Source organism: Aldersonia kunmingensis (assembly GCF_001646865.1).
Classification (GTDB): domain Bacteria; phylum Actinomycetota; class Actinomycetes; order Mycobacteriales; family Mycobacteriaceae; genus Aldersonia; species Aldersonia kunmingensis.
In genome coordinates this window covers 1-10,519 of the sequence record NZ_LRRB01000101.1, presented here as the reverse complement: position 1 = coordinate 10,519, position 10,519 = coordinate 1, and the positions used below count along the sequence as shown (strand labels likewise).

Sequence of the window (10,519 nt, the reverse complement as noted above, 5' to 3'; positions counted from 1 at the left end):
GGGCGTTGGTGCGAAGTTTTGTCCCCGGGAACACAATTCGCCCCCGGGAAGCGCTAGGGCCGGACGAGTTTCTCCGCGGCGGCGCGGATCGCGGGCGGGATGTCCACCGGGCGGCGGGTGTCACGGTCGACGTAGACGTGCACGAATCGACCGGCGGCAGCGGGTTCGAGTGCGCCGGAATCGGTCTCGCGGAAGATTGCGAGCGAGTACACGATGCTTCGCGAACCGAGCCGCTCGACCGACAGTCCCACCTGTAGGCGCTCGGGGAAGCTCAGCTCGCTCAGATAGCGGCACGACGTCTCGGCGACGATGCCGATCGCCGGGAGCTCGCGGATATCGGTACCCGTGCTGGCCATCAGCCAGGCGTTCACCGCGGTGTCGAAGTACGAGTAGTAGGTGACGTTGTTGACGTGCCCGTAGTGGTCATTGTCGGCCCAGCGGGTTTGAACCGGCCAGTGCACGGGATAGTCGTTGGCTACTACTTCGCTGGTGTCGGGTCCGGCGCTCACTCGGCTGACGATAGCGGGCAGCAAACGGCATGATGGTCGCCGTGACGCACATCGAGGTCGTCCAGGGCGACATCACGCAGATCAGCGTCGACGCCATCGTCAACGCTGCGAATTCCGGCCTGCTCGGCGGCGGCGGCGTGGACGGCGCGATTCACCGGGCCGGTGGACCGGAGATCCTCGCTGAATGTCGCCGACTGCGCGAGACGGCACTGCCCGATGGGTTGCCCACGGGTGATGCCGTTGCCACCACCGCGGGTCGACTCCCGGCGCGCTGGGTCATTCACACGGTCGGGCCCGTCTACTCGGCCGGCGAGGACCGCTCGCACCTGCTGCGATCGGCGTACACCCGCAGCCTCGAGGTGGCCGACACGCTCGGCGCGCGCGCGGTGGCGTTCCCGCTCATCTCGTCGGGGGTTTATGGCTGGCCGGCCGCTGATGCGGTGCATCAGGCCGTGACCGCAGTGCGTGACAGCGGGACATCGGTGGAGACGGTGACCTTTGTCGCGTTCGGTGCCGACATGGCCGGGCTGCTTCAGGACGAATTGCGATGAGCGACACCGTGGATCGGACCCGCGCGGCGACGCTGGCGACCGTCGAGGGCGTGCGCGCCGCCGGACAGGATCTTGTCCTGCTCGATGTCCGCTGGGCGCTCGGCGATCCGGACGGTCGACTGCATTACCTCGACGGGCATATCCCGGGCGCGTTGTTCGTGGACCTCGAAACCGAACTGGCCGGCCCGCCATCGGCGGCGGATGGACGGCACCCATTGCCCGCCTTGGCCGATCTGCAGGCCGCGGCACGGCGGTGGGGAATCGACGCGTCGAGCCGGGTGGTCGTCTATGACGCGACCGGCGGCGCGGCAGCGGCTCGTGCCTGGTGGCTGCTGAAGTGGGGCGGGCTCACCGATGTGCGGATACTCGACGGCGGATGGGTGGCGTGGCAGGCGAGCGGGGCTGCGGTCGCGACGGGCGAGTCGGCCGCACCCGAACCGGGCGGCGTGGAACTGTCCGGCGGGGGAATGCCGGTCATCGATATCGATGCCGCCGCCGACTGGCCCGATCGGGGTGCGCTACTCGATGCGCGGGCCGGCGAGCGCTACCGCGGCGAGACAGAGCCGATCGATCCGCGGGCCGGGCATATCCCCGGCGCCGTGAGCGCGCCGACGACCGCAAACCTCACGACCGACGGCCACTTTCTGCCCACCGAGGAGTTGCAGCGCCGGTTCGCCGACCTCGCCGGGGACCGGCCGGTCGCGGTGTACTGCGGCTCGGGTGTGACCGCAGCGCATCAGGTTGCCGCGCTCGCGGTCGCCGGGATCGACGCCGCGCTCTACCCGGGCTCGTGGTCGCAATGGTCGAACGAGCCCGAACGTCCGGCCGCGACCGGACCAAATTAGCGCGGTCTATTCGACGGCGCGGGAGTACGCCGAGGCCCGCTCGATCTGTTCGCGAGTGGGGCGCACGCCCGTGTAGAGCGCGAACTGCTCCGCGGCCTGCAGCGCGATCACCTCGGCGCCGGAGACCACTGTCTTGCCCAGGTCACGCGCAGTGCGGACCAGGGGAGTGTCCGGCGGCTTGGCGACCACGTCGAATACCGCCGATGCCGCGGCGACGGCCTCGTGCGGGAACGGCAGCGCGTCGGATTCTGGTCCACCAGTCATGCCGATCGGGGTGGCATTGAGCAGGAGGTCGGGGCGCGCGTCGTCGAGATCGGGCTGCCAGTCGAAGCCGTACTTGGCCGCAAGTGCCTGTCCTGCTTCTCGATTGCGTGCGATCACGATCCCGTCGTCGAATCCGCTGTTGCGCAGCGCGGCCACGACGGCCTTCGCCATACCGCCACTGCCCGCGATCGCAAAGGTGTAGTTCGTCGGCAGCGCATGCTCGGCGAGCAGGTCGGCGACCGCCTGATAGTCGGTGTTGTAGGCGTGCAGCGTGCCTGACTCGTTGACAATGGTGTTGACCGATTCGATCGCCGATGCCGATTCGTGCATGACATCGACGAGGGCGATCACGTCTTCCTTGTACGGCATCGAGATCGCGCAGCCGCGTATGCCGAGCCCACGAATCCCGCCGATCGCAGCGGCGAGATCGGTTGTGGTGAAGGCCTTGTACAGGTAGTTCAGGCCGAGTTCGTTGTAGAGGTAGTTGTGAAACCGGGTGCCGATGTTGCTCGGCCGTGCGGCCAGCGACATGCACAGGGTGGTGTCCTTGTCGATGCTGCGCGAGTGGTTCACGCACTTCACGCTAGAACGTGCACCGGCAGCGCGCGCGGGTTCCGCTACTCGCGGTGACCGGTGTAAACGTCGCGCATCAGCGGTTTGCACGCGGCCGCCAGCGGAGTGGAAACACCGGTTGTCTCGCCGAGCGCGGCCGCCGCGTCGAGGTCCTTGTCCGCGAGGGCGCCCGCCCGTTCGACATAGTCAGGCGGAACGGTGATGCCCGCGGCGCGGACGTCCAGCAATCGCAGCGGCTGACGTCCGTCCGTATCGGCCTCACGCATCACCGAGAGCAGGGTGTCGAGGGAAACGCCGTTGGCAACAGCCAGATTCGCGGCTTCGTCGACGACAGCCCACCAGCCGTACTGGATCAGGTTTCGGGCGATCTTTGTGGTCATCCCGGCGCCCACCGGGCCGGCGTGTACGACCTGCTTGGCGAAATTGTCGAGCACTGGTCGGGCCTTCTCGACCACCTCGTCCGGGCCGCCGATCATGGCCACGATTCCGTGCTCGGCGGCCTTGTCGCCATTGGTGACGCCGCAGTCGAGCAGTGTCACGCCGGCATCCGCGCACAGCTGCTCGAACTCGCGAACGTCGGCGATGGAAACGGTCGACAGCACCACGACGATCAAACCGGGCTTGGCGGCAGCGAGCAGCCCACCGGAGCCAACGAGGACATCGCGGACCTGGTCAGCGGTGACGACCGCGATCAGCACGACATCGGAGTCGCCGACGAGGTCTGCGATCGAATCCGACTGTCCGGGAATGCCGTCGAGACTCGCAGCGGCATCCGGGCGCACGTCGAACACGCTCGGGATGCGCCGGCGCCGGGCCATGCTCACTGCCACGCCGCCGCCGATTTCACCGAGTCCGATCACTCCGGCGCGAAGTTCGGTCATTGTCACTCCCTCGAGTTCGACGAGTGCCTTGCTCAGCCTTCGCGGATGACCTTCTCGACCGCGGACATGATGGCGGTCGCGTTCGGCCAGCCGACGTAGTAGTGCAGCTGCAGCACGATTTCCCGGAGTTCGTCCGCGTTGAGGTCGCCGGACAGCAGCGCGCCGCGGACCTGGGTCTCCAGGAGATCCGCGCGCCCGAGCATTGCGGTAGCGCCCATAACGACCAGCCGTCGATCACGCAGCGGCAGCCCGGGGCGGCTCCAGATTTGCCCGAACAACTGCTTGACGGTTTCCTCCGCCGACGGGAAGGACTCCGCTTCCGGTGGCACCAGTTTGTGGTAGCCCGGCCCGTAGACCCGGTCCATCATGACCAGGCCGCGCTCGCGCGCATCCTCCGGAAGCTCGTTCGAGCCGGTATCTGGTGCGGACATGATTCTCCTTGCCCGTTCGCGACGATGGTCCGTAAGTCACACTAGCTGCGGGCGGGCATTTGTCCAGACTTGTGTCCAGTTCGAAGACTTGCTAATCAGCACGCCTCGGCGACGCGAAGCAGAGCCTCTCGATCGCCTGCCGTGACCGGCAATTGGTACTGCAGCGCGACGGTGAGGTACTTGACCGCGTAGATGCAGTGGTAGGCCGGGTTGGGTGGCAGCCACTTCTCGGGTGTGCGATCGCCCTTGGACGAGTTGGCCTTTCCACTGACCGCGAGCAGGTTGACGGCAACGTCGTTCGCGAACCGGCGGCGCTCGTCGATGGGCCAGCGGGAGGCGCCCATATCCCAGGCCGCAGCGAGCGGGTAGACGTGATCGATCTGCACCTCGGAGGCCCGGGACTTGCTGAACTCGATCTTCTTTCCGGTGTACGGGTCGTCGAGTTCGCCGGCCATGACCGTGCACGGACGATCGCGCTCGCGAAAGCTGACCGCTCGTAATTGCCTCGCGAGCACGTTGTTTCGCGTGTCGCAGTCGTCTCTGCCGCCCTCGGCGTCGGTTTCGTCGGTCCACGCCGGCCCGAAGACGCACGACAGTTCCTTGCTGCAGCCACGCTCGTAGCCGCCCGGATGCGGCCGCGCGTCGAGGATTGTCACCCGGCCGACAAGCTGTTCGACCTGCGCTCGCGACGGACTCCCCGGCGCGGGCGGGATACCCGTATCGCCAAGCTCGCCTTCGAGGATCCGGACGCCGGCGAGCACACCGGCGATGAGAACCAGACACAACAGCCAAACGAATTTCCCGCGCGTCACGCGAAGAGTGTGCACGTTGCCCCCGACAGGTTTTCGCGGGGGTTGGACTCGGTGGGCGTCGAATGTCGTTCACCCAGAGCGACATCGGGTTCTGCGACCACCAAAGCCCGGCGCGGGCGTACCGTTCGTATCGCCGGAACGGCGCGCCATTGGATTCCCAGCTGAGGAGACGACATGAAGTACATGTTGCTGATGTCCGGCACCGCCGCGGACATGGCCGAGACGTTGAGTGGGTTGACGCCGGACGAGATGATGGCGCACGTCCGCTTCATGCACGAGCTGAACGAGCGGCTCGCCGAGTCGGGTGAACTTGTCACCGCGCAGGGCCTGACCGGTCCGGAGGACGCGCGGCTGGTGCAGGCGCAGGCGGACGGTTCCGCGCTGGTGACCGACGGGCCGTTCCCCGAGGCCAAGGAATTCCTCGCCGGCTACTGGGTGCTGGACTGCGAGACCGCCGAGCGGGTATACGAGCTCGCGGGCTACATCTCCACCGCCCCGGGCAAGGGCGGTGCCCCGCTCAACATCATGGTTGAGGTGCGTCCGATCGGCGAAGCGCCCGAGTAGACGCGTCGGCCGCGCCTGGTTTGATGGTCGGGTGTTGCATGGGCTGTGGTCTCCGGGCGCCGGCCTGCTGCTGTGGCGCGACGAGGTCGAGGGCCCGCCGCTTTCTGAACCCTTTGCCGCGCTGACCCGGGCTCGTTTCCGGCATCGTGCGTCGGTGCTGGTGCCCGGCGATTCGGGCGTCGACACCGTCGAGGTCGCGGCCAGGGCCCTCGCCCCCAGCGCGGCCGCGCAGTTGCTGTGCCAGCGCGGTCCGCGCGACGGCCAGGCCGGGGATCTGCGTTATCTCGCGCATGTCGCCCGTGGCATCGAGCGCTGGGTGGCAGCGGGTCGAGTCGTGCCGGAGGTCTACCGCGGCGAGGGTCAGTGGTGGACGCGCTGGAGGCTGCTCGGTGGTGAACGACAGCGAGCGTGGCTCGCCGAGTTGGCGGCCGCGATGCCGGCGAGCCAGCGCGCCGAGGGTCCGCCCTCTGCCGTGCTCGCCGACCTGGTTGCCGAGCTCACCGATCCGGTGGTGCGGCTGCGGCTCGCGGATTCCGGCGCACCGGACTGGTCGGCGCATCCGATGATGAACTCGCTGTTCACGCAGGAGCCGCTCGAGGAGGGCAACCACAAGATCGCGGGGATCCTCGAGCAGTGGCGCGGCACCCTCACCGCAGATGAGCCCGAGCTCGTCCTGCGGCTGCTCGAGCCCGACGACCTCGACGAAGAAGAGGATGTCGCGGGCGAGTCGGTGTTCTGGCGGCTCGAGGTGTGCCTTCGTCCCGAAGGGGAAGCACCGCGGACGATTCCGGTACGCAGCTCGGACGCCGAACTGCTCCGCATGGGCGGGCGCAAGCTCGGCGAGGCGATGGCGGCGTATCCGCGGTTGCGCGATGTGCCGAGTGATCCGGAGAGCCTCGACCTCCTGCTGCCAACCGCGGTCGTCACCGATCTCGTCACACACGGCGCAATGGCATTGCACGACGCCGGTATTCAGGTGCTGCTCCCCGCGGCGTGGAACCGGCTAGCGCCGTCGCTGCGTCTGCGGGTTCAGACCCCGCCCGTGGCTGCTGAGGGTGGCAGCGCGGTGGGCATGAACGAACTCGTCGGCTACGACTGGGAACTCGCGCTCGGCGACACCGTCCTCACGCACGCGGAAATGGAACGGCTCGCGCACGCCAAGGCCGATCTGGTCCGGCTGCGCGGGAAATGGGTCCAGGCCGATCACGTGGTACTCGCCCGGGCTGCCCGCTACGTGGCAGGCCAAGGCGAGACGGGCGAGATGACGCTCGGCGCGCTGATCGGCGAGCTCACCGCCGCGCACGCGCCGCCGCTACCGGTGGACGAGGTGACCGCGACCGGCTGGGTGCGCGGGTTGCTCGACCCGCAGGAGGCGCCGGTCGAGGTCCCGGTCCCGGCCACGCTCGACGCGCAGCTGCGGCCGTACCAGGAGCGCGGGCTCAATTGGCTCGCGTCGATGAGCCGGCTCGGGCTCGGTGCGGTACTCGCGGACGATATGGGCCTGGGCAAGACCGTGCAGGTGCTGGCGCTGCTGGCCCACGAATCCGCGGCACAGCCGACGCTGCTCGTGTGCCCGATGTCGGTGGTGGGCAACTGGCAGCGCGAGACCCAGCGGTTCGTGCCCTCACTGCGCGTACTCGTGCATCATGGCCCGGCCAGGTTGCAGGGCGAGGCGCTGACCAAGGCGACGGCCGAGCACGACCTGGTGATCACCACCTATGCGCTGGCCGCACGTGATGTCGAGCAGCTGCGCGAACTGACTTGGGAGCGAATCGTTCTCGACGAGGCGCAACACATCAAGAACTCCGGTACCGCGCAGTCCCGTGCGGTGCGATCGATCCCGGCCCGGCACCGGCTGGCGCTCACCGGAACGCCGGTGGAGAACAGGCTGGAGGAGTTGCGGTCGATCCTCGACTTCGCCAACCCCAAGATGCTTGGCAGCGCCCAGTCATTCCGTGCCCGGTTCGCGGTGCCGATCGAGCGCGACCACGACGAGACCGCGACGGCGCGATTGCGTACGGCCACCGCACCGTTCGTGCTGCGTAGAGTGAAGACCGATCCGGCGGTCATCTCGGATCTGCCTGAGAAGTTCGAGATGACGGTGCGCGCGAATCTCACCGCCGAGCAGGCCTCGCTGTACAAGGCGGTGGTGGACGAGATGATGCGCCAGATCGAGGAATCCGAGGGCATCGGGCGCAAGGGCGCGGTGCTTGCCGCGCTGACCCGGCTCAAGCAGGTGTGCAACCACCCGGCGCATTACCTGTCGGACGGGTCGGCGGTTATGCGCCGCGGTTCGCACCGTTCGGGAAAGCTCGGTTTGGTCGAGGATGTGCTCGAATCGGTCCTAGCGGACGGCGAGAAGGCGTTGCTGTTCACGCAGTTCCGCGAGTTCGGTGACCTGATCGTCCCGTATCTCACCGAGCGGTTCGGCACCCAGGTGCCGTTCCTGCACGGCGGCGTCAGCAAGGCGCGCCGAGATGCCATGGTCACCGGCTTCGCCGAGGACGATGGTCCGCCGATCATGCTGCTCTCGCTCAAGGCCGGCGGCACCGGCCTCAACCTCACCGCGGCGAATCATGTTGTGCACCTCGATCGCTGGTGGAACCCCGCAGTGGAAAACCAGGCCACCGACCGTGCGTTCCGGATCGGCCAGCGCCGCGATGTGCAGGTGCGCAAGCTCGTGTGCGTCGGCACCATCGAGGAGCGAATCGACGCGATGATCACCAGCAAGCAGCAGCTCGCCGAGTTGGTCGTCGGCGCGGGGGAGAACTGGGTGACCGAGCTCAGCACGGAGGATCTGCGCGAGCTCATGCGCCTGGGTGACGACGCGGTGGGCGAATGACTCCCGGGCCGCCGCGTGACTTCAGCCAATACGGCAAGCGCCGCGCCGTGCAGGGCGGGGTCGAGACGCGCAATCGGCGCGGGGCATTCGGACGCACCTGGTGGGGGCGTGCCTTTGTCGAGGCCATCGAGGAACACGCCGATCCCGGACGAATGACGCGCGGTAAGACCTACGCGCGTGCCGGTCAGGTGGTCGCGATGCGGATCGAGCCGGGTGCGGTCACCGCGGAAGTGCAGGGCAGCCAGCCCCGCCCATTCACCTCGGTGCTGACCCTGCGCACGTTCGACGACGAGCGGATCGCCGAACTGATCGACACCGTCCGCGCCGCACCGGGGATGCTGGCCGAGACGGTGTCCGGTTCGCTGCCGACTTCGCTTGGGCCGCTGCTACTTCCGCGTTCTGCGGCGGACCTGGATTTCGACTGCACGTGTCCGGATTCGGGCTGGCCCTGCAAACATGTCGCGGCGGTCGCCTTCCTCACCGCGGAGCGGCTCGACGAGCGTCCACTCGACATGCTCACCCTGCGTGGCATCGACCTCGACACGCTTATCGCCGGCGTGGAAAGTCGCCCCGACCTCGATCCCGACGATCTCTACGGTGACCGGCTCGAACTACCCGCGCTGCCGATCGTCGAATACCGGGCTGCGCCCGACGATCTCGACCCTGTCCCGCTGCGCCGCGCACTGCGCGCAACGGCCGAGGACGAGAAGACGATGAGTGCCGGGCTACGCGATCTGAATGTGGTATACGGACGGTTGGCGGACTAAGCTCGGGCCACTCGTCGAAGCGGCCCCTACGTCAATTCAGGGTTCAGGATGGGCGAGCAGGCCGCGCGCCTTCACGGTGATTGAGCGGAACGTCCCGAGGCGACCGACCGCGTCGGGCGACCCGCCGTTGCCCCTCCCCGCATCAAGGGAAGCGACCACCCATCCAAACCGTTCAGCACGGCACGTCCGGCTCAAAGGACGATTTCAGCAGTTGGGGTCACCCCCAGGGACATAGGGGCAAGGCGGAAGGATTTGCCCGTTGGACGAGCCATGATCGACGATCAGGCCGATGGTTCCGAGGACGAAATCGAACAAATTGAGGTAATAGGGAATACCTTCGGACGAAATAAAGTCCACCGTGGACGACAGAACGTCCACCGACTGAACAGGATCGGTGGGGGTGGCCGCTACCGTGTGCTGTTCGGGCAGTGTGGTCGCTGCGGCGGGTCCGGCTGCTGCGATGAGGGCGGCGCCGAGCAGAGCGGTGGCCAGGGTCTTGCGCATACGTTCTCCATGTCTGTGAAGCTTCACCCAGGGGAGGTGAATTCGACGCGAAGCATGTCAGAAGGTTCCTGGACTGTCGACCATTAAGGCCGACAGCATCCACCGAGAGCCAACTCTCTGCCTGCCATTGAGGGCCCCGGCCCGCGTGCCGGTGTGAATCGCCGCAGCTTCCGTGCTGCACGGCATCTAGTTCGACATGCTGATCGCCGCGTGGAGTCCCGGCCCGCTATCGACCCGGACGATCTCTACGGTGCGCGGATCGAACTACCCGCGCTGCCGATCGTCGAATTCCGTGCGGCACCCGACGATCTCGATCCGGTCCCGCTGCGCCGCGCATAGCGCGCGACGGTTGAGGACGAGGGCCGTGATCGCCGGGCTGCGTGATCTTAATGCGGTGTAAGGCGGTTGACGGACTAGCTAGGAGCCAATCGCCGAAGCGGTCCGTACGTTCAATTCAGCCGCCCATGGGGTCGCAATTGGGATCGCCAGCCGGAATGGAGCCGGGCCGCAGCTTCCGTGCTGCGCCCGACGATTTCGACCCTGTTCCCGCTGCTGCGGGCATTGCGCGCGACGGTTGAGGACGAGAGGGTCGTGATCGCCGGGCTGCGCGATCTGAATGCGGTGTACGGACGGCTGGCGGACAACTAGCTCGGGGCCAATCGTCGAACAGGGCACAGCGTCGAGTCAGAAGGTTCCGGACCCTTCGTTAATCGCAAGTCGGGTCTTGAGGGGCGCACGGGTCGATCCATGGATAAGGCTCAGACGAGCCGAGACCGGCTGCCACGGATTCAGCGACTGCCCAAAAACTTCCAATGACAATCGAGGGAATGCTCCCTACGCTGCCGGCGCTCCCGGTGAACAGGACTTGGAGGAGATCGGCCAAGTCCTGGCCCTGAACGAACGAGAACTCAGGAGTGGTCGTTACCGGGGCAGCGACGGTGGCCGCGACTGTGTGCTCGTCGGTCGGGGTGGTTGC

General features: G+C 67.3%; 13 protein-coding genes. 7 read left to right on the top strand and 6 right to left on the bottom strand.

Annotated features, from left to right (window positions below; genetic code table 11):
* Window positions 1-53: 53 nt before the first annotated feature.
* Window positions 54-521: an acyl-CoA thioesterase gene (locus A8G08_RS07380; protein WP_425394536.1), complete on the bottom strand. Its 468-nt coding sequence runs from the start codon at window positions 519-521 to the stop codon at window positions 54-56.
* 29 nt (window positions 522-550) lie between these two features.
* Here A8G08_RS07380 and A8G08_RS07375 point away from each other — a divergent pair, with 29 nt between their 5' ends.
* The gene (locus A8G08_RS07375) at window positions 551-1,060 is read left to right on the top strand and encodes an O-acetyl-ADP-ribose deacetylase (protein WP_068272169.1); all 510 of its coding nucleotides are present in this window, start codon (window positions 551-553) and stop codon (window positions 1,058-1,060) included.
* Entirely contained in the window at window positions 1,057-1,905 is an 849-nt protein-coding gene (locus tag A8G08_RS07370; RefSeq protein ID WP_084436011.1) for a sulfurtransferase, read from the top strand. The genes A8G08_RS07375 and A8G08_RS07370 overlap by 4 nt, the downstream gene beginning before the upstream one ends.
* Window positions 1,906-1,911: 6 nt before the next feature.
* On the opposite strand, the gene A8G08_RS07365 is transcribed toward A8G08_RS07370, so the two are convergent.
* The 4 genes from A8G08_RS07365 to A8G08_RS07350 form a co-directional block, all read right to left on the bottom strand.
* Complete coding sequence (locus tag A8G08_RS07365) at window positions 1,912-2,742, bottom strand: shikimate 5-dehydrogenase (protein ID WP_281182129.1); 831 nt, start codon at window positions 2,740-2,742, stop codon at window positions 1,912-1,914.
* Window positions 2,743-2,786: 44 nt separating this feature from the next.
* Window positions 2,787-3,623, bottom strand: a complete 837-nt coding sequence (locus A8G08_RS07360; RefSeq protein ID WP_084436010.1) for an NAD(P)-dependent oxidoreductase — start codon at window positions 3,621-3,623, stop codon at window positions 2,787-2,789.
* Window positions 3,624-3,655: 32 nt separating this feature from the next.
* A complete protein-coding gene (locus A8G08_RS07355) occupies window positions 3,656-4,054 on the bottom strand; it encodes a carboxymuconolactone decarboxylase family protein (protein WP_068272156.1) in 399 nt (132 codons plus the stop codon).
* Between the two features lie 95 nt (window positions 4,055-4,149).
* On the bottom strand, window positions 4,150-4,866 hold the full coding sequence (locus A8G08_RS07350) for an HNH endonuclease family protein (protein ID WP_068272153.1): 717 nt from the start codon (window positions 4,864-4,866) through the stop codon (window positions 4,150-4,152).
* A gap of 174 nt (window positions 4,867-5,040) precedes the next feature.
* Between A8G08_RS07350 and A8G08_RS07345 the strand changes: the two genes are divergently transcribed.
* Genes A8G08_RS07345 through A8G08_RS07335 form a run of 3 tightly spaced genes read left to right on the top strand, consistent with a single transcriptional unit; the run spans window position 5,041 to window position 9,039 of the window.
* Window positions 5,041-5,430: a YciI family protein gene (locus A8G08_RS07345; protein ID WP_068272150.1), complete on the top strand. Its 390-nt coding sequence runs from the start codon at window positions 5,041-5,043 to the stop codon at window positions 5,428-5,430.
* A gap of 31 nt (window positions 5,431-5,461) precedes the next feature.
* Window positions 5,462-8,272: a DEAD/DEAH box helicase gene (locus tag A8G08_RS07340; RefSeq protein ID WP_068272147.1), complete on the top strand. Its 2,811-nt coding sequence runs from the start codon at window positions 5,462-5,464 to the stop codon at window positions 8,270-8,272.
* Window positions 8,269-9,039, top strand: coding sequence for an SWIM zinc finger family protein (locus A8G08_RS07335; protein WP_068272144.1), 771 nt, complete (start codon window positions 8,269-8,271; stop codon window positions 9,037-9,039). The genes A8G08_RS07340 and A8G08_RS07335 overlap by 4 nt, the downstream gene beginning before the upstream one ends.
* 204 nt (window positions 9,040-9,243) lie before the next feature.
* Here the strand turns inward: A8G08_RS07335 and A8G08_RS07330 are convergent, their stop codons facing one another.
* Window positions 9,244-9,543: a hypothetical protein gene (locus tag A8G08_RS07330; protein WP_068272142.1), complete on the bottom strand. Its 300-nt coding sequence runs from the start codon at window positions 9,541-9,543 to the stop codon at window positions 9,244-9,246.
* Window positions 9,544-9,753: 210 nt separating this feature from the next.
* Here A8G08_RS07330 and A8G08_RS28250 point away from each other — a divergent pair, with 210 nt between their 5' ends.
* Window positions 9,754-9,882: a hypothetical protein gene (locus A8G08_RS28250; RefSeq protein WP_281182128.1), complete on the top strand. Its 129-nt coding sequence runs from the start codon at window positions 9,754-9,756 to the stop codon at window positions 9,880-9,882.
* A 177-nt stretch (window positions 9,883-10,059) separates the two neighbouring features.
* Window positions 10,060-10,191 (top strand): hypothetical protein, encoded by a 132-nt coding sequence (locus A8G08_RS28245; protein ID WP_281182127.1) that lies wholly within the window; start codon window positions 10,060-10,062, stop codon window positions 10,189-10,191.
* Window positions 10,192-10,519: the final 328 nt, after the last annotated feature.